This window comes from Chryseobacterium sp., from assembly GCF_029240215.1.
Taxonomy (GTDB): Bacteria; Bacteroidota; Bacteroidia; order Flavobacteriales; family Weeksellaceae; genus Chryseobacterium.
On the sequence record NZ_JARBTK010000002.1, the window covers coordinates 399,539 to 419,477 of the forward strand.

17 protein-coding genes are annotated in these 19,939 nt (G+C 35.8%); 6 read left to right on the plus strand and 11 right to left on the minus strand.

The window, feature by feature from the left end; all coding sequences use genetic code 11:
- Positions 1-6: 6 nt before the first annotated feature.
- Positions 7-1,362, minus strand: a complete 1,356-nt coding sequence (locus K0R77_RS05900; RefSeq protein WP_300349783.1) for a c-type cytochrome — start codon at positions 1,360-1,362, stop codon at positions 7-9.
- Positions 1,363-1,545: 183 nt separating this feature from the next.
- Here K0R77_RS05900 and K0R77_RS05905 point away from each other — a divergent pair, with 183 nt between their 5' ends.
- Complete coding sequence (locus K0R77_RS05905) at positions 1,546-2,076, plus strand: SPOR domain-containing protein (protein WP_300349786.1); 531 nt, start codon at positions 1,546-1,548, stop codon at positions 2,074-2,076.
- A 47-nt stretch (positions 2,077-2,123) separates the two neighbouring features.
- Here K0R77_RS05905 and K0R77_RS05910 read toward each other — a convergent pair whose 3' ends face one another.
- The 6 genes from K0R77_RS05910 to K0R77_RS05935 form a co-directional block, all read right to left on the minus strand.
- The gene (locus tag K0R77_RS05910; protein WP_300349788.1) at positions 2,124-3,398 is read right to left on the minus strand and encodes a DUF6080 domain-containing protein; all 1,275 of its coding nucleotides are present in this window, start codon (positions 3,396-3,398) and stop codon (positions 2,124-2,126) included.
- A gap of 76 nt (positions 3,399-3,474) precedes the next feature.
- The gene (locus tag K0R77_RS05915; RefSeq protein WP_300349791.1) at positions 3,475-4,404 is read right to left on the minus strand and encodes a choice-of-anchor J domain-containing protein; all 930 of its coding nucleotides are present in this window, start codon (positions 4,402-4,404) and stop codon (positions 3,475-3,477) included.
- A 63-nt stretch (positions 4,405-4,467) separates the two neighbouring features.
- Positions 4,468-6,009 carry a protein adenylyltransferase SelO family protein gene (locus K0R77_RS05920; RefSeq protein WP_300349794.1) on the minus strand — a complete coding sequence of 514 codons (1,542 nt, stop codon included), beginning with the start codon at positions 6,007-6,009 and terminating at the stop codon, positions 4,468-4,470.
- Between the two features lie 75 nt (positions 6,010-6,084).
- Positions 6,085-8,466, minus strand: coding sequence for a transglycosylase domain-containing protein (locus K0R77_RS05925; protein ID WP_300349797.1), 2,382 nt, complete (start codon positions 8,464-8,466; stop codon positions 6,085-6,087).
- Between the two features lie 6 nt (positions 8,467-8,472).
- A complete protein-coding gene (locus K0R77_RS05930; protein ID WP_300349799.1) occupies positions 8,473-8,934 on the minus strand; it encodes a gliding motility lipoprotein GldH in 462 nt (153 codons plus the stop codon).
- The gene (locus K0R77_RS05935) at positions 8,927-10,384 is read right to left on the minus strand and encodes a regulatory iron-sulfur-containing complex subunit RicT (RefSeq protein WP_300349802.1); all 1,458 of its coding nucleotides are present in this window, start codon (positions 10,382-10,384) and stop codon (positions 8,927-8,929) included. Before K0R77_RS05935 ends, K0R77_RS05930 begins: the two co-directional genes overlap by 8 nt.
- A 279-nt stretch (positions 10,385-10,663) precedes the next feature.
- Here K0R77_RS05935 and K0R77_RS05940 point away from each other — a divergent pair, with 279 nt between their 5' ends.
- From K0R77_RS05940 to K0R77_RS05960, 5 genes are all read left to right on the plus strand, one after another.
- Positions 10,664-11,902, plus strand: coding sequence for an OmpP1/FadL family transporter (locus K0R77_RS05940; protein WP_300349804.1), 1,239 nt, complete (start codon positions 10,664-10,666; stop codon positions 11,900-11,902).
- Between the two features lie 10 nt (positions 11,903-11,912).
- Positions 11,913-13,445, plus strand: a complete 1,533-nt coding sequence (locus tag K0R77_RS05945) for a G-D-S-L family lipolytic protein (protein WP_300349806.1) — start codon at positions 11,913-11,915, stop codon at positions 13,443-13,445.
- Positions 13,446-13,530: 85 nt separating this feature from the next.
- Complete coding sequence (locus K0R77_RS05950; RefSeq protein ID WP_300349808.1) at positions 13,531-14,469, plus strand: ribose-phosphate pyrophosphokinase; 939 nt, start codon at positions 13,531-13,533, stop codon at positions 14,467-14,469.
- Positions 14,470-14,524: 55 nt separating this feature from the next.
- Complete coding sequence (locus K0R77_RS05955) at positions 14,525-15,172, plus strand: 50S ribosomal protein L25/general stress protein Ctc (protein WP_300349810.1); 648 nt, start codon at positions 14,525-14,527, stop codon at positions 15,170-15,172.
- Positions 15,173-15,385: 213 nt separating this feature from the next.
- Complete coding sequence (locus K0R77_RS05960; protein WP_300349812.1) at positions 15,386-16,606, plus strand: aminotransferase class V-fold PLP-dependent enzyme; 1,221 nt, start codon at positions 15,386-15,388, stop codon at positions 16,604-16,606.
- Between the two features lie 216 nt (positions 16,607-16,822).
- Here K0R77_RS05960 and hemE read toward each other — a convergent pair whose 3' ends face one another.
- The 4 genes from hemE to K0R77_RS05980 all read right to left on the minus strand — a co-directional run bounded on the left by hemE (position 16,823) and on the right by K0R77_RS05980 (position 19,900).
- Positions 16,823-17,854: a uroporphyrinogen decarboxylase gene (gene hemE / locus K0R77_RS05965; protein WP_300349815.1), complete on the minus strand. Its 1,032-nt coding sequence runs from the start codon at positions 17,852-17,854 to the stop codon at positions 16,823-16,825.
- Positions 17,855-17,861: 7 nt separating this feature from the next.
- The gene (locus tag K0R77_RS05970) at positions 17,862-18,533 is read right to left on the minus strand and encodes a uroporphyrinogen-III synthase (protein WP_300349818.1); all 672 of its coding nucleotides are present in this window, start codon (positions 18,531-18,533) and stop codon (positions 17,862-17,864) included.
- A 116-nt stretch (positions 18,534-18,649) separates the two neighbouring features.
- A complete protein-coding gene (locus K0R77_RS05975) occupies positions 18,650-19,312 on the minus strand; it encodes a peptidoglycan recognition family protein (RefSeq protein ID WP_300349821.1) in 663 nt (220 codons plus the stop codon).
- A 6-nt stretch (positions 19,313-19,318) separates the two neighbouring features.
- Positions 19,319-19,900 (minus strand): DUF1287 domain-containing protein, encoded by a 582-nt coding sequence (locus tag K0R77_RS05980; RefSeq protein ID WP_300349824.1) that lies wholly within the window; start codon positions 19,898-19,900, stop codon positions 19,319-19,321.
- Positions 19,901-19,939 lie beyond the last annotated feature (39 nt).

Genomic DNA, 19,939 nt, shown 5'->3' on the forward strand with positions numbered 1-19,939 from the left:
TAGTTATTAATAATGACATTTACCACACTCAAGACCTCCAATCGCATCTACAGTAATCTTACCGCCATCTTGAGGGTATTGCTTTTTAAGCTTTTCGTGTAGATTTTTGAAGTATTCTTTATTATAACCGTTGTTCATATCAATTTCAGTCGTTCTGTGACATTCGATACACCATCCCATAGTGAAGTCGTTTGCCATTTGTACTACATTCATTGTATCAATTTTACCGTGACAAGCTTTACAAACAACATCAATCTTGTTGTCAGGATTCTTTTTGTTGAAAGAATTGATAATCGCCTGTTCACCCGCTACTACGTGCTGAGAGTGGTTAAAGTAAACGAAATCCGGCATATTGTGAATTCTTGTCCACTCTACAGGAGTTGTTTTACCTGTGTATTGCTGTTTTGCAGGATCCCATCCTGTTGCAGCATATATTTTCTGGATTTCTCCGTCGTAGAATGCCTTGTCTTTTCCTGGCTCAATGTATTTACCATTGTATTCAGAAATTGTTCTGTGACAGTTCATACAAACGTTCATAGAAGGGATTTCAGAAACCTTACCGTATTTAGCACTTGAGTGACACAATTGACAGTCGATTTTGTTTTCTCCAGCGTGAATTTTGTGAGAGAAGTAGATAGGTTGTTCAGGTTTATATCCTTTGTAAACACCAATCCACATGATCCAGTTCCACACACCGTAAGTTGCTAAGATAGCTAAAACAGCTAGAAGACCTTTGCCGATGTAATGGTATTTTTCATAGATTTCACTGAAAGATTTCACTCTGCTTTCGTTAAGCCCAGCTAAATCATCAGATTGCCCCAGTTTTACCAATTGTCTCAGTTTCACTAAGATCCAAACCAATAAACCTGCAATTGCTAAAAGTGAAATGATTACGATATTCGTAGTTGTTTTATCAGCTGGTGCAGCCGCTGTAGCGTCTGTTGCTGGTGTAGCAGGGTTTGCCACCGGTTCCGGTGCAGGAGGATTAGTTGTATAAGCTAAAATATCGTCGATATCCTTATCTGCAAGATTAGGAAAGACCTGCATTTCAGTCTTGTTGTACTTTTCAAAAACTTCATTGGCGTACTTGTCACCAGAAGCTCTGAGTGCCTTATTGTCTTTAATCCACTTATGAAGCCAAGCTGTATCTAGTCCCTGCTCAGACTTAAGTCTTTCTACCACACCTTTCAGTGCCGGTCCTACAACTTGTTTGTCTAAAGCATGACATGCTGTACAATTTGCCTTAAAAAGTTTCTCGCCATTTTTAGGATCGCCGTCTTGCCCGTAAATTGAAGCACTTGTTGATAGCAATAAACCTATCGCAATCAGCCCTTTTTTATAATGCTTTCTCCAACTAATCATTTAAATTATCTTATGTTAGTAAATATTGAATGTGTAATCAATCCCGCAAAAATAATATTTTTAACAGGAATTTAACGGTATATGTAAAGGGGAAAATGTCATTAACGTTTAATTTGTAATTATTCTAAATAACTATGGTTGCTGTATTTTTAAATTATCCTAAATTTGCAGAAACAAGTTTAAATGAGAAATTTCATTAAAATATTTTCGATGCTTTCTTTCTTTGGTTTTTATACTGTTGATGCCCAACAGGTTGTAAAGAGAGATACTTTGTCCGGAACAGAATTGGTGATGACGATGGACTCGCGTGTGAGTGATGCAATGACAGGTCTCGAAGAAAAATGTGCGAGAGTTGCAGTAATCAGTTCTGTTAACAATGATGATGCTCCAGCAAGACCAACAAAGATTTTTGTGCCAAACAGAGAGCTTACGAATGCTGAAGTTTGTAGAAAAAATCCGAGAATTTTAGGATATAAAATTCAGATCACAACAGTAAAAAGTAACGATGAAGCCAATGAAATTAAGGCTTACTTCAGAAAAAGATTTCCCAATCTGAAAGTGGAGACAGACGCTTCTTTAAGACCTAATTACAAGATTCTTGCAGGTAGCTATTTTACTAAACAAAGTGCTGCTTCCGACCTTTCTAAAGTCAGAGAATATTTCAAGTCTGCCATTGCGGTACAGTACAGAATTTTCTGTGCAGAGGCAAAATAGATTTAAAAAAATAAGAAAGGGCTGAAAATTTATTTTTTCAGCCTTTTTTATCTGTAATAAAGATTTAAAAATTCAAAAAAGTCAATCATTCTATGATAATTGTTGAGCAGTAAATAAACTATCAGAATGCCTGTTGTTGTCGTAAGAAAAGAAAGGGTTTTCGGCGAATTGCTGTATGCGAAAAATAACCAACCCAAAAGTAAAGGATAGATGAAAACGTAGTGTCCACCGTAGATATATGAGGTATGCAATCCAAATCTGAAGATGCAGTGAATTGTAATGTCTACTAAAAATGAAAGCATAAGAATCTGAACCAGTTTGTTTTTGAAATTTTTAAAATAACTCCACAAAACAACTCCTAAAATCAGTCCTATGAAAACGTATGCGAATACGGTAGAGTAGGTCTCCATGAAGATGGCTTCATAGTAAAAACCTTTCATATTGTGTTTTTCACGGATAAAAAAACTTGGAAAAAGTATATTTCCACCAAAAAAGTAGGAGTAAACCATATCCCAAATTGGAGTTGATTTCACGTTTGAAAACTTTTCGTATTGTTCGCCGGATTTTGAAAGAATGTTTTGGTATTTAAAATCAATTCTATTTAAATATAAGAGAACAAAAACTCCGATAGAAATGATCACTCTGATAGCTGCATTTCCAAATTTTTTCCAGCTTTTAAATAATCCTTTTTCGAAAGCAACCGGAATGAAAATTTTTACAATATTTGTCACGGTCAATCCACCAATGGTAACGCCAGCAAGAACCAATGCAGAACCTGCGATTTTCCCATCTTTTTGAAATTTTATTGCTGTGTAATAATTAAATAAAATTAAAAGAAATAAAGTGTAGGTATATGTTTCAGGAGTAAAGGAAAGTAAAATATTCGTTGAAAATAAACTGAAAAAGAAAACAATGAGGAGACTTAAGATTAAAGGAAGTCTGATGATGTTTTTCAAATATTTATACACCTGAACCAGACTTAAACTAATGATGAAATTGCTCAACCAAGCTAAAATCAATCTAAAATTGACATTCATTTTTCCGTCTGTAAAAAGTAAAATAGAATCCCGCATCCAGTTGAAAAAGTAATAGGAGAGTGGATGTCTTTCAAAGCTTCCCCCTGTCATCACGATTGCTTTGTTATCGAAACTGAAATATGCATCCCACGGAATTCTGCTGTCGAAAATGATCCTGTAATTGAGCGCAATATAAGATCCTAAAATTCCGTAAACTGTAAGGAAAAAGATGAAAATTCCTAACTCTGCAAAAGATGAAGGAAAAACAATCTTGAAAAAATGAATAAATTTTGATTTTATAGACACCGATTTAAATTTCTGCAAAAATAATAAAAAACTCACCGGTGAGGGTGAGTTTTTATATATTGATAAAATAATTGAATTAATCTTTAATTACTTTTTCAGTTTTAGTGCTTCCGTCAGCAAATTCAACTTTTAACAAATAAGTTCCTTTTGTAAAAGAATTGATATTTACTTTCTCAGAATTTGATTGTAACAATACTTTTCCAGAAAGATCAAATACTGTAGAAGATTTTATCTTTTTGTCAGTTTTGATGTTAATTTCTCCTTTTGTTGGGTTAGGATAGATACTTGTTTGAGATTTTGAAACTTCGTCTGTAGATAGAACAGTTCCGGTTGTTGTGATTTTTACATCATCAACCATAAACATATAGGTATCTTCTGATACACATTGGATACCTACACGTATAGGTTGTCCATTATAAGTTGAAGCTAAAGTATAACTTACTTGAACCCAATTTGGATAAGGTGCCGTTAATGAAGCAGTTCCCGAAATTATTGTGAAGTTAGCTGAAGTTGTTGGTGTTCCTGTGCCAGTGTATATTCCAACTTTGTATTTTTCTAAACCATATGAACTTGATAAAGACTTAACCCAAAATGTTAATACATTATTAGTGGACCCTAAAGTTACAACAGGAGAAACCAACCAATCATTGTTTGCTGTAGCACCTCCAGGTAATGTAGATGGAACACCCGCCCAACAAGCTGCATATTTCTGTCCACTGTGAGGATCAAAATTTCGAAGATCTGGAGCTACTGTATTATTTGTTACCATCGCTGTTGTAGGATTGAAGATTTGGAAAGCCATTGGGGCTCCAGCATTATCCCAGTCCGGATTGTCTGAACCGCCTGTATAAGTATTCAAAGCATCTAAATCCAGTGTTTGCCAATTTCCGAAACCTGTAATCACGAAATCTGTATATGAGTCAAAATTTTCGTCTAATAAAGTTGTCTGTGAGTGAGCAAAAGATCCTGCAAACAATAAACTCAAAGAAAGTAGTATTTTTTTCATAAAAATTTTTTTATAAAATTAGTAAAAAAAAGATAAATCCATTAATTTTAATTGTTAAATTTTCTAAGAACTACAAGAAAGCATAGAACACCCACTAATATCATCATAATTTGAGGGTCTTTTCACCGAAAATTCCGGAAAAAATTCTTCATAAGGATTTTCTAAAGCTTTAGTTAATTTTTCAAACATTTCGGTTTTTCCTTCGTTGATTTCTTCAATGCATTCAAAAAGAAGATAGTTTCTCAAAAGAAATTTCGGGTTTGTTTTTTTCATTGAATCTAAAGACTCGGTTCTGGAAATTTCGTTTTTCTCTAATCGAACTTTATATATTTGAAGAAAATTTTCTAGTTTTTTTAATTTAACCTCATCTAAAATCGTGTACGAAATTTTCTGAAAATCTGTCTTAAGATCAGTAATGGAATCTGTTTTTTCCAATAAATTAAAAAACAATGTATAATCAAGTTGAAGTTCCTGCATCAGACCCTGCCAATTGGTGAAAAATTCTTCATCAGTTTCTAATAACTGATCGAAACCAAATTTTTTGCAAAGCATCTTATCATGTGCTTCCCAAAAATAAGTTCCATAAGAATTTAAAGTCTCTTCCAAAAAGTTTTCCTCCTTAATTAAAGAAAATAGTGCATTGGCAAGTTGCCACAAATTCCATTGAGAAATTTGACCTTGTTTACCAAAAGCATACCTTCTTCCGGGAAGATCAGTAGTGTTTGGAGTGAAATTTAAATCATATTCATCCATCATTGAAAAAGGACCATAATCAATTGTCAATCCCAAAATCGACATATTATCAGTGTTCATGACGCCATGTACAAAACCAACTCTGAACCATTCGACCATTAAATCTGCTGTTTTTGTGCAAACTGATTGGAAAAAGTCTTTATATTTTTGTTCTCCTTCTGAAGTAATTTCAGGAAAATAGTTTTCAATAGTAAAATCTGTAAGCTTTTGTAAAGTGTCAATTTCTTTTTGCGCAGACATCAGTTCAAAATGCCCAAAGCGTAAAAAGCTTTCTGCGGTTCTTACTACAACGGCTCCATTTTCTTCCTGCGGATTTCCGCTATACATCATATCACGAACTACATTTTCTCCCGTAAAGCTTAAACTTAAACCTCGAGTTGTTGGAACTCCCAGATGATACATCGCTTCACTCATCAGATATTCTCTGACAGATGATCTTAGAACAGCTCGTCCATCTGCATGTCTGGAATATGGGGTCGAACCTGCGCCTTTCCATTGAAGTTCTGTTTTCTGTCCTTTTTTATTTTCTATTTCTCCGGCAAGAATGGCCCTTCCGTCACCTAGTTGTCCTGCCCAGTTTCCAAACTGATGACCCGCATAAGCAGTTGCGTACGTTTTGATGTTTTCCGGTAAATTGTTTCCGACAAGAAAATCAAGATCATGATCATCAAGTTTTCCAAGTCCTATTTCTTCGGAAAGTTTTTCATTAAAAACAATCAATTTTGGTTCATCAAACCCTACTGGATCAACGGTTGAAAACAATACTTTCGGGGTGTTTCTCTGAATGGGATTTTTAGAAAAATCTCCGGGAAAAGTTTCGATGAAAGGTTGTTTGATATTCTTAAGATTCATACATCAAATATATTAAAACAGAGACAAAAAAAGACCTTCCAATGATTGAAAGGTCTTATGGTAATTATTAAAAATTTATTTATTAAAATCTATATCTTCTCCGGTATTCAGATTTTCGTTGACGTTTTCATCTTTTTTACCTGAATTATTTTTCGGTGTAGGATCTGCAGAGCGTGGATTTTTGATTTCATCAATAGTCTGTAATCCCCCATCATCACCATAACCACTACTAAGACCTTGAAGATTGGTACAGCCGTCTTTCCAGTCACCAGGTTTTATAAACTTGTCTTCCATAGAAATGTTAAGCGTTTTGTCTGCCCAGACTTTTTTCATGTAAATAGCCCAAATCGGCAATGCCATTTTTGCACCTTGTCCTTCTCCGGTTCCGTAGAAGTGGGTAGCTCTGTCTTCCCATCCTACCCATGTTCCTGTTGCCAATTTTGGAGTAATCCCCATAAACCAACCGTCTGAGTTATTCTGCGTTGTGCCGGTTTTACCTGCAATTTCTACATCTTTAGATATTCCTTTTCTTCCAAGCTCTCCGGAAGCTGTACCGAATTGTGCAACACCTTTCATCAGTTCGATCATCGTGTAGGCATAATTAGGATTCATTACTTCTTTTGGTTCTGCATTTACTTCTTTTATTACCCGTCCGTTGGCGTCTTCAATTCTCCAAATCATTTCAGGCTTGTTGTAATTTCCATAATTGGCAAATGTACTATACGCTCCTACCATTTCATAAATAGTAATGTCTGATGAACCCAATGCCATTGGTAAACTGGTAGAAATTTCTTCAGTTACTCCCAGGTCTCTTGCAGTTTGTATTACGCTTTGCGTTCCTGTCATTTCAGCAAGTCTCAATGCTACAGGGTTTTGAGAGTGAGCTAAAGCATCTTTTAATGTAAGCATTCCGCCTCTTCCCGGAACGTGATAAGTTCCTTTGTTGAAGCTGGCGTTTGATATTGTAGAACATGGCGTTAAACCTAATTTCATAATAGCCGTAGCATATACAAATGGTTTAAACGTAGATCCTACCTGTCTTTTTCCTTGTTTGATGTGATCATACTGGAAATGCTGCCAGTCGATTCCACCAACCCAGGCTTTGATTTCTCCGGTTCCGGGAACGACAGACATCAATCCTGCCTGTGCGATCTGTTTGTGGTATCTGATAGAATCCCAAGGTGACATTTCTACTTCTTCTTCTCCTGCCCAAGTAAAACGTGAAGTTTTGATAGGTTTACGGAATTCCATCATAATTGAGTCTTCAGGTACGCCCGCTGCACTAAGTTGCTTATAACGTCCTGTTCTTTTTACCGCCTGCATCATTACATTGTTGACCTGTTGATCATTTAAGTAATAAAAAGGTCTGGCTTTTCTGCCTCTCTGCTCTGCATCAAATCTTTTCTGAAGATCCGTTAAGTGTTCTTTAATGGCTTCTTCAGCATATTTCTGCATTTTAGAATCAAGGGTCACATAGATTTTTAAACCATCTTTATAAAGGTTGAGTTCTTTACCTTTTTCTTTCTCATAATCCTCAAGATACTTGTCTATCTCTTTCTTTAAATAAAACTTATAGTAAGCAGAATGATTGTCATTAATGTTTTTAATGGGATGATAATCCAGAGCAATTGGCGTAGATACGGCTTTTTCAAATGTTGCCTCATCAATATATCCTGTTTTTAACATTTGGTCTAAAACTACGTCTCTTCTGGTTTTTGCCCTTTCAATATTCCTCATCGGATTATTTTTCACAGGGTTTTCCAGCATTGCTACAAACATTGCTGCTTCTGGTAACGTAAGCTCTTTTGTGGTTTTGTTAAAATAAATTTTCGCTGCCATTTCAATACCATTGGCATTGTATAGGAAGTCGAATTTATTGAAATACTGAGTGATAATTTCCTCTTTGGTATATCTTTTCTCAAGACTTACGGCAACGACCCATTCTTTAAGCTTCTGTATAACGGCTTTAATCTTATTGTCAGATCTCTTACCGGTAAATAACAGCTTTGCTAACTGTTGTGTGATCGTAGATCCCCCACCTCGTCCTCCTCCATAGACAACTGCTCTCGCAACAGACTGTAAATCAATACCGGAGTGTTCTTTAAAACGCTCATCTTCTTTGGCCTGTAAAGCATAAATAATGTAAGGTGGAAGATCCTGATAAGCAATTGGCTGTGTTTTTTCTTTTTCAAATTTACCTAAAAGGACACCATCAGAAGAGATAATTTCTGATGCTACATAAATATCAGGATTTTCAAGTTCTTTTACATCGGGCATATCACCAAGAAAACCTTGTGATACCGCAAAGAAAAGTCCTGAAATCCCTAAAACCACTGCAATAAAGCCAATCCAAATAAATTTGACCCATCTTTTCCAAGCAGTATTTTTGCCGTTCTTTTTAGGAGGAAGCGGAAAAGTTTTTCCCTTGTTTCCTGTATTTTGTCTGTTGTCTTCCATGTGTAATTACGGTTTAGCCGTTTCTACTTTTATACCCAAATCTTCAATTCCCGGAAGGTTGTCATTTCTCATTGCCTGCTGCACGCCAATTTCATAGATTCCTTTTTCCGGAAATGTATAATTTGTTTTGTATTGAAATAAAGTTTCTTTCGTTTCTCCAAATCCTGTTCCCAGCCATTTGCCGTTTGGTTTTGCCAAAATATAATTTAAGGTATCAACCTGAGCGATTTTGCTTTTTGGGTTTTTAAAATTAACAATAAATCTAATATTGCTGTAAGGATATTCATTATTATTCCTTACAACAAATATAATATTTTTAGGATTTTGCGGATCCGTAATTTCAAGTTTAAATTTTTGTTCGGCTTTCTTACTCCATTTATTATCAATAGGATTCATGATGACATTTTCATTTGAAGTGCCGCATCCTATTAAAAAAATAAGCATTAATATCCCTAAAACTCTATGCATTGTTATCTTTTTTGGGCGGAAATTTCTTTTTAAACTTCTTTTTTGGAGGTTGTGGTTTCTGCTCAGCATTTACATTGGCCTCAGCTTTTTCTAACTGAACCTTTGGCTGCTGTGGCTGTTGTTGCTTCGGCGGCCTTTGATTTGGGTTCTGGTTCGGATTAGGTTTTGCGTTGGGATTTGTATTTCTGGGTCTTTCAGAATTTACCGGTCTTTCAGTTGCAGGTCTTTCAGTTTTTTTGGGTCTGTCATTTCTGTCAGTCCTTTCCGGACGGTCTTTTCTTGGTCCCTGATTGTTATTCGGTCTGTTTTGATTGGGGTTTTGACCCTGATTTTGATTTCTGTTTTTGTTGAAACCTCCTCTGTTTTTCTTCTCGAATCTGTCTACACTGTTTTCTTGGATAAGATCTACGCTTGGCAAAGCAATATCCGGTACTTTCAGATCTTCAAGCGGAAGTATTCTTTCGCCTTTTTTGTTTTGAGCAATCAGTTTTTTAACTAAATCAATATCGAAATCATACCAAGCCATTGAACTGTCAACATAGGCAAACCACATTTTCTTTTTGAAAACATCAATTTTAATACAGAAAGCTCTTCCTTTTTCAGTATCCAACATCGTTGAAGAGGATGGGAAATGGCTTAAAGCATCCAGATAACTGTCTAATTCATAATTTAAACAACATTTCAGCTTTCCGCATTGTCCTGCCAATTTCTGAGGATTGATGCTTAATTGCTGATATCTTGCTACATTAGTGTTTACTGATCTGAAATCTGTCAACCAGGTTGAACAACATAATTCTCTTCCACATGAACCTATTCCACCGATTTTTGCGGCTTCCTGTCTGAAACCGATCTGTTTCATATCGATTTTGGTTCTGAACGTTCCTGCAAATTCTTTAATCAACATTCTAAAATCGACACGGTTATCTGCCGTGTAATAGAAAGTGACTTTTGATCCGTCGCCTTGATATTCCACATCAGTGATCTTCATTTCAAGACCTAATCTGTGAGATATTTTTCGGGCGTCAACCTTTACGGTTTCTTCTTTTTTTCTTGATTCCTGCCAGACTTCGATGTCTTTTTGGTTAGCCAGCCTGTATATTTTAAGTGGGTCTTCAGGTGAAAATCTTTTCTTTTTCATCTGAATTTTTACCAATTCTCCTGAGAGACTTACCACACCTACATCGTGTCCGGGGCTAGATTCTACTGTTACTACGCTACCTATATGTAAAGGAATATTGTTTACATTTTTATAAAACGATTTTCTGTCATTTTTAAACCTAACTTCCACAAAATCACATCGGTTAGATGCAGGGTTTTGTACGTTAGATAACCAATCGAAAACACTTAATTTATAACTATTACCACAGGTATTTACACTTTCACAGCCATTCGCGGATTTCGTTCCGCAAGAATGTGCAGAATCGCCGGATGTTTTGCATCCACAACTCATATATTATAATTTATTTAATCTTGCAAATTTATTGATTTTTATCTTTACACAATTCCAAAAATACTAAATCTTTATTTTGTTAAATGTTTAATCTTAAACGAAGACTTATCAAAAAGATTATTTATTCTCTAAAGTGTTTAAGGATAGCTCTTTAATGATTGAAATATTCAAAGTGTTATTTTAAACATAATTTTCTTTTGTGGTTATGTTTAAAATATTAAGATTTATTAACAGACGTAATCAAAATAATTTTATATTTGGATTATATAATAAATGTCTATGAAAAAAATATTAGTATCAACTGCTTTGTTGGCTGGGGTTCTATCTTATGCAGGAGGCTTCAGAGTTTCTTTGCAGGGGGTAAAGCAATTGGCGATGGCACATACCAGTGCTCATGCTGAAGATGCGAGTGTTGCATTCTTTAACCCTGCAGGTATGTCATTCATTCCTTCTAAACTAAGTATTGTTGCGGGAGGCTTTGGAGCGAGTAATAAAGTTACTTTTCAAAATTTAAATACTTTGCAGAGTACAGAGACCGATAACCCTATGGGTACACCAATTTATGCTGCGATTGCGTACAAGCCAATCGACAAATTATCTATTGGTTTTAGTTTTACAACGCCTTTCGGAAGTACAATTCAATATCCTTACGATTGGGAAGGTAAAGAAATGGTTCAGAAACTTGAATTGAAAAGTTTTTACTTCCAGCCGATGGTTTCTGTAAAAATGGCTGACTGGCTATCTTTCGGGGCGAGTTATATTTACGCTAAAGGACAGGTAAACTGGGATAAAGCAGTTACTCAGTTTGGTGGAATGGTTAATATTAATGATGAGAAAGCAAGCGGTCATGGCTACGGTTTTGGTTTTTATTTCAGACCAGATCCGAAGTTTGATATGAGTATTGCTTACCGTTCACCTGTTGATATGAAAGCTAAAAAAGGAACTGCTACATTTACTGTTCCTGCACAAAATACCGTTAACGGATTATTAGGATTAAACAGTGCCGGACAAGATGGTTTTACCGCAACTTTACCACTGGTTGAAGAATATACTATTGGTATGACGTACAAGGTTACTCCAAAATGGTTGATTTCAGCAGATTTTAATTATCATGGTTGGGAAAGATACAGCAGGCTGACTTTAGATTTTGCCAATGCACCGATCGGAAATCAGGCAGATCCTACAATTCTAGTTGCTCCTAAAAACTTTAGAAATTCTAAAACATTCAGGTTAGGAACTCAGTATATGTTTAATGAGATGGTTTTTGGTCGTTTGGGAGCTTACTATGACGAATCTCCTTACACGGATGAAAATTTCATTCCTGAGACACCTTCTTTTGATTCTTTTGTAGTTACCGGAGGTTTAGGATTTAAATTTAAGCAATTCGGAGTTGACGTTGCCGGTGGATATGTAATGCCACAGAGCAGAGACGTGAATAACAGTTACCTTGGCTTCTACGGTCAGGCAAAAGCAAAAGCATTTTATGTTGGTCTAGGTTTGTCCTATAACCCTTTTTAATTGAAAGAATATGAAAAAAATAATAATATCTACACTTGCTGTTTCTGCATTGTTTTTTACAACAAGCTGCGAAACGGATTTTGATACAGACGTAAAAGACATTGCCGTAACCAAAGGTGAAGCAGATTTTTCTAACTATGTGGCTTTAGGAAACTCGTTGACTTCAGGCTATAGAGACAATGCATTATATATTGATGGGCAAAATGAATCTTATCCGAATATTATTGCGGGACAAATGAGATTAGCTGGTGGAGGAAACTTCGTACAGCCGATGATGGCAGATAACAAAGGGGGATTACTACTTGGAACAACTCCTATTCAAGCTACAAAACTTTATATTCAGTCTTTTGTAAATGGTTCACCAAATATTACCAATGTTGCAGGAGCACCAACCACTAATATTACTAATAAAATAACAGGAGCGTTGAATAACTTCGGTGTTCCCGGAGCAAAATCATTTCATTTGATAGCACCGGGTTATGGCAATATAGCAGGAGTTTTAACAGGAACCGCAAATCCTTATTATGTAAGATTTTCTACAAGTACAACTTCAAGTGTTGTTGATGATGCGGTATTAAAAAAACCTACATTCTTTTCTTATTGGATTGGAAATAATGATGTTTTAAGCTATGCTACAAGCGGTGGAGTAGGTGTGAACCAAACGGGAAACACAAATCCTGCTACTTATGGTTCTAACGATATTTCTGATCCGAATGTTGTTGCTGCAGCAATAAAAGCAGGACTTGATAAATTAAAAGCAGGAGGAACTACAAAAGGAGTTATTGCCAATATTCCTTATGTTACTTCTATCCCTTATTTTACTACAGTACCTTATAATCCGCTTACGCCTGCTGCTTTAGGCTCGAATATTACAACTTTAAACGCAAGTTTATATGGACCTCTTAAACAAGCTTTAACAGCTTTTGGAGCAGGAACTAGAATTAATTTGCTTTCGGCTACTACTTCAAACCCTGTTTTGATTAAAGATACTTCTCTTCCTGATCTTAGTGCACAATTAACTGCTGCATTAACGCCGTCTTTAGGACTTGCTACAGCAACTGCTTTCGGACAGATCTATGGTCAGGCAAGACAGACAACATCCGAAGATTATATCATTCTTACTACAAGAGGGGTTATCGGAACTACAGCTTCTGGAGCTCCGGCTTCAATTAATGTTTACGGAGTTTCATATCCTTTACAAAATCAGCATGTACTTACCAAGGCAGAGGCAGCAGCTGTAAAAACAGCAGTTGATGCTTATAATGCATCCATTAAAACATTAGCAGATACTTACGGACTGGCTTTTGTTGATACAAATAAAAAAATGGTTGAGCTAAACGGTCAGTCAGGAATCTCATTTGACGGAGTAAAATATACAGCTAAATTTGTAACGGGCGGAACATTCTCATTAGACGGGGTTCACCTTACAGGTAGAGGTTATGCAATTGTTGCCAACGAATTTATTAAGGCAATCAATATGAAGTATAAATCAACATTACCACAGGTAGATCCTAATAAATATTCAGGAGTTACATTCCCTTAATTAATAGGAAAAATAAAAAAAGGAAACCACAAGACTTATTCTTGTGGTTTTTTTTTAAATTTGCAAAATCTTTTAAAAAGTAAAAATGGCCGATCAACAAAGTTATCTGTTTTGTACAAGGACTAGTAAGGACTTGGCAGAAAAAATTGCCCAATATTATGGGAAAGCATTAGGGAAAATCAACTTTCAGGAGTTTAGCGATGGGGAATTTGAGCCTGTTTTGGACGAGTCTGTAAGAGGAGGAAGAGTTTTCCTGATAGGATCTACATTTCCGCCGGCAGACAATCTTTTAGAGCTTCTTCTAATGATTGACGCAGCAAAAAGAGCTTCTGCGAAAAGTATTACTGTAGTGCTTCCGTATTTCGGGCTTGCAAGACAAGACAGAAAAGACAAGCCAAGAGCACCTATCGGAGCTAAATTGGTGGCAAATCTTTTAACTGCTGCCGGAGCAACAAGAATCATGACGATGGATCTGCACGCAGATCAGATTCAGGGATTCTTTGAAATTCCTGTAGATCATCTGTATGCATCTACAATATTTGTAGATTATATCAGAAATATGAATCTGGATAATCTTACCATTGCTTCTCCTGATATGGGAGGTGCAAAAAGAGCGAAAAACTACGCAGGTCACATTGGCGCTGACGTTGTGATTGCTTATAAAGAAAGGAAAAAGGCAAACGTTGTAGAAGAAATGTTCCTTATCGGTGATGTAGAAGGTAAAAACGTGATCCTGATTGATGATATGATCGATACAGCAGGTACACTTTGCAAAGCTGCTGATATCCTGATGGAAAAAGGAGCGTTGTCTGTAAGAGCAATGGCAACTCACGGAGTGCTTTCAGGAAAGGCTTATGAGAATATTGAGAACTCACAATTGCTGGAAGTTATTGTAACTGACTCAATTCCTGTGAAAACTAATTTGTCATCTAAAATAAAAGTGCTATCTTGCGCCCCATTATTTGCTGATGTTATGAAGATGGTGCACGAGCATCAATCAATTAGCAGTAAGTTTATTATTTAATTGATAATGAGCTGATTGCAAATTAAAATCAAAACAATTTTTTAAATTTTTATAAATGAAATCTATTACAATTCAAGGTACAAAAAGAGAAAGCGTGGGCAAAAAGTCTACAAAAGCTTTACGTGATGCTGAATTAGTTCCTTGTGTTGTTTACGGAGGTGGCGAGCCATTGAACTTCTCTGCTTTAGAGAAAGCGTTCAAAGGGTTGGTGTATACTCCTGAAGCACACACGGTATCTATTGAAGTTGACGGACAGGTAATTCCTGCGGTTCTTCAGGATATTCAGTTCCACCCGATTACAGACAAAATTCTTCACGCAGACTTCTACCAGTTATCAGAAGATAAGCCGGTTATTATGGAAGTTCCGGTAAGAGTTACAGGTCGTTCAAAAGGTGTTGTAGCTGGTGGTGTTTTACGTCAGTCTTTCAGAAAATTGAAAGTGAAAGCTATCCCTGCAAACTTGCCGGATGAGATCGTTGTTGATGTTACTCCATTGAAGATTGGTAACAAGCTTTATGTAGGTGGTATCAAAACTGAAGGATTCTCTTTCGTACATCCGGACAATGCAGTTGTTGTAGCTGTTAAGATGTCTAGAAATGCGATGAAAGGTGGTGCAGCAGCAATGGATGATGACGATGAAGAAGAAGTTGTAACTGAAGGTGAAGGAGCAACTCCTGCAACTGAAGAAGCAGCAGCTGAATAAGAAATTTCTTAATCACAATACAAAAAAACCTGTCAATTTATTTTGGCAGGTTTTTTTATTCGTGAATTTTAATTCAAACAGTCAAATATTTGGAAAGTGTAATCTCACTAAATATCAAACCAATTCCTGACAACAATCAATCATTAACCAAATTAAAAAGTCGTAAATTTGAGGTGTTCTAAATTAAGAACTTTAATAATAAAAATATAATAAATGTTTGACATTCAGGAAATAAGAAGTCAGTTTTCTATATTAAATCAGGAAGTGAACGGGAAGCCATTGGTTTACCTGGATAATGCAGCAACATCTCAAAAGCCAAATTCTGTTTTAGAAGTCTGGAATCAATATTACACAGAAATTAATGCCAATGTTCACAGAGGAATTCATACTTTGAGTCAGCTGGCAACCGAAGAAATGGAGCTTTCAAGGAGAAAAATCCAAAAATTCATCAATGCTGAAAATGATTTTGAAGTTATTTTCACAAAAGGAACTACAGAAGGAATCAACCTAATCTCTTATATTTTAACTCAAAAGCTTAAAAAAGACGATGAAATTATCATTTCTTACCTTGAGCATCACTCGAATATCGTTCCGTGGCAATTGCTTTGTGAAAGAACAGGAGCTAAACTTCGTGTTATCCCAATCGATCACAACGGAATTCTTCAGCTTGATTATCTGGATCAGTTTTTAAGCGAAAAAACAAAGGTCGTTTCTGTGAATCAGGTTTCTAATGCTTTGGGAATTGTCAACCCGATCGAAGAAATTATTGCAAAAACGAGAGCAAATTCAGATGCTTATATTATTATTGATGGTGCTCAATCTGCGCCACATTTTAAGATTGATGTTCAGGCTTTAGACTGTGATTTCTTTGTTTTCTCAGGGCACAAAATGTATGCTCCCATGGGAACCGGTATTTTGTACGGGAAACAGGCAATTTTGGAAGATTTGCCACCATTTCATGGAGGCGGAGAAATGATTGCGGTTTGTTCATTTGACAGAACTACTTACGCAGGTTTGCCATTTAAATACGAGGCAGGAACACCAAATGTAGGTGGAAATATTGCTCTTGGAGCCGCAGTTGATTTTATTAATAAAGTGGGTCACGAAAATATTCAACAGCACGAAAATGCTTTATTGGAATATGCTCAGAGACATCTTTTGGAAATAGATAGTTTAAAAGTATATGGCGAGAAAGCCAACAGGACGGGAGTTGTTTCTTTCAATCTTGAAGGTGTCGGAATTTCTTCTGATGTCGGAATGATCCTTGATAAAATGGGGGTTGCCGTAAGAACCGGACATCACTGTACACAACCGATTATGGATTTCTTTGATATTGCAGGAACGGTAAGAGCCAGTTTTGCAGTTTACAACACTTTTCAGGAGATTGATTTGTTGGTTGAAGGTGTGAAAAAGGCGCAGAGAATGTTAGCTTAATTTATAGAATTATTTTTAAACATAAAAAAATCCCTTTTAGCAAAACTGAAAGGGATTTTTTATTTATTAAACTTATAAAATTAAAGAAATTTCACATAAAGTTTGTCATTCCGGAGGAATCTCGGCAACAAATTTCACATAATATTTAATTCTAAATCTAGATTCTACGGAATGACAGAGATGCCGTGAAATCTATTATAGTTTATTACAATAAATTTAATTATTCGGCTTCCAATCTACCACCGCTCTGATAAATGCTTCCGCATTTTCCAAAGGAATATTCGGTAAAATTCCGTGACCTAGATTCGCAATATATCTGTCTTTTCCAAAACGGTTGATCATTTCATTGACCATCTTTTTTATAGTTTCCGGAGTCGAATGTAATCTCGCAGGATCAAAATTTCCTTGCAAAGTCATTGTATGATTCGTCAACGTTCTTGCCAATTCCGGCTTGATTGTCCAGTCAACGCCTAATGCAGAAACCGGCGACATCGTCATATCTTCCAACGCAAACCAACATCCTTTTCCGAAAACCACAACGTGCGTCAACGGACTTAAAGCTTCGACAATTTGGCTGATATATTGCCAAGAAAATTCCTGATAATCTTGTGGAGAAAGCATTCCGCCCCAAGAATCAAAAACCTGAACTGCAGAAACACCTTTCTCAACTTTTCTTTTCAGATAAGCAATCGTTGTATCTGTAATTTTCTGAAGCAACAAATGTGCGGCTTCCGGCTGTTGGAAACAGAAAGATTTAGCAATATCAAACGCTTTGCTGCCTTTTCCTTCTACACAGTAGCAAAGAAGCGTCCAAGGTGAACCTGCAAAACCGATTAACGGAATTTCGTTGTCCAATTTAATTAAAGTAAGTTCGATGGCATCAAAAACGTAGCCTAAAGTATCATTCACATCAGGAACGATCACATTCTGCACGTCTTCCATTGTTCTGATCGGATTATCTAGCCATGGACCGATGTTTTCTTTCATTTTAAAGTCAATTCCCATCGCCTGAGGAACCACCAAAATATCAGAAAACAAAATCGCAGCATCCAAAGGATATCTTCTGATGGGCTGAACGGTAATTTCAGAAGCCAGTTCCGGAGTCTGACATCTTGTGAAAAAGTCGTATTTGTCACGCAACGCAATGAATTCCGGCAAGTATCTTCCTGCCTGTCTCATCATCCAAACCGGCGGTCTTTCTACGGTTTCGCCACGAAGTGCTTTTAAATATAGGTCGTTTTTAATCATAATAATTTTATATTTTTCTTCTGATCAAATCGAATACAGATGCTAAAGTGTTGTCTTCAGACGTAAATATCGGGTTTGAACTGAATTTTCTCAGCTCTTTAGAAGTGGTTTCTCCGATTGAAAAGAGAACCGTGTTTTCTAAAGAATTATTTTTCGCAAAACTACGAACTCCACTTGGGCTAAAAAAAACTATTGCATGATATTTTTCAGGTATCGCAGGATTCAGCTCATCTGTTTTATAAATAGAGATTTTTTTATAGCTGATATTTTGAAGCGGAAGTTTTTGGTCTAAAACATCAATCGCCAGATTTCCGCAAAAATGAATGAATTTTTCGTGCTGACAGTGATCAATGATAAATTTTGAAAGCGTATCAGCATTTTTTAAAACTTTAAAAGTCCCGAAACCGTTTTTCCGAAGTTCTCTTTTAGTTTTTTCGCCGACGCAGTAGATTTTATTGTAATTTTTTGCAGCAAAATCTTCGTTTGGTTTAAACTGATTTTCAAAAAAAGATTTTACGCCATTTGAACTTGTGAAAATCAGCGAGTAATTTTTTAAATCAAATGGTTCTATGTGTAAATTTTCTATTTTAATGACCTCAACACATTCAGCCGAAATATCATTTCCCAATTCTTTGGAAAGTATTTCTGAATCGATGTTTTTGGTGAATAAAATTTTCATTTTATAATGTTGAGAATTTTAACGCAAAGGACGCAGAGATTTTTTTTAACAATTAACTGTTTTTAAGTTCGCAAAGGCGTTTCACTTAGCGAAGTCCACAAAGTTTTAAAAAGAGATTAATTACTTGGTTTTTCTTTTAATTTTAAATCACCGACCTGAAGTCTTACTTTGCTCATGAAGTCTTTTCCGGGATCTTCTTTTCCGGTGAAATATTTTGGGTCAGATTCTTTCCAGAGTTTAGAATTTCTGAAAACTCCGTACTCTGAATGACCGATGAGATATTCTATTTTATATTTTTGAGTTAAATATCTCACTAACTGTGCGTTTGCGGCAACTTGCTTTTCTGTGAGCGGTTGGTTTTTGCTTCCTATATTTTCAATTCCGATGGCACAATAATTGAGTCCGATTGTGTGTCTTGCAAATAGAGTCGGTTCCATCAATTGATAAATTGTTCCGTCCCGGTCAACGATGTATTGTGAAGAAACATTCAGTGTGCTTTGTTTTTTTAAAGTATTTCTTGCACTTTCTAAATAAGTTTTATTGAAGTATTTAAAATTGCTTTCCACAGTTCCTCCTGCTGTATAATGCAGAACAATCATTTTCGGAACAATTGTAGGTGTTTTTTGAGTCAAGCCGTGATGGTCTTTCAGATATTCTAAACTGAGACGAATTCTTTCTTCGGAATAATTGATCGGTTTATTAATTACCTTAAAATCAATTTTCTGCGCAGGAGAAAAATTTAAAATCAATAAAAATAAAATGCAGATAAGATTCTTCATGAGTAATTATTTCGGATATTGATAGTGTCCGGTAATCGTAAATTTAAACAAGCAATCTTCAATAACTTGTCCGCCTCCAATATTATGAACGATTAAATATCGTTTTCCATCCGCCGATTTTTTATTCACTACAATTCCGATGTGTGTCAAATTTCCGGGAAGTAGCCAAGTCACAATATCTCCGGGAACATAAAGTGAAGGGTTGTTTTCAATAGATTTTGACTTTCCAAATTTGGCAAAGAAAACCATCAGGTTTGGAACTCTTCTGTGATCAATATTCGTGTCTGGTTTTTTCAGACCAAACTTTTTAGGATATTTAGAAAAATTCTTCTTCATATCTTCATGCACTTCTTTCTGTAGATCAATTCCGAGTTTTCTGTAAGCTCTGATGATAACATCCGTACAAACTCCTTTATCCGCAGCAACATCACCATTTGGATATTTGATTGAGTAATAAGCGGGATCATAAGTCACCTTATCTTTGGTTAAACTCAATGCAGCATCAGAAAGCTTTTGAGCAACCTGATTTTGTGCATTTGCCGTAAAAACAAAAAACAGGAATAAGATTATAGAAAAGTACTTTCTCATCGGTTTGAAGATTTTGAATTGAAAACAGTTTTGTAAAGT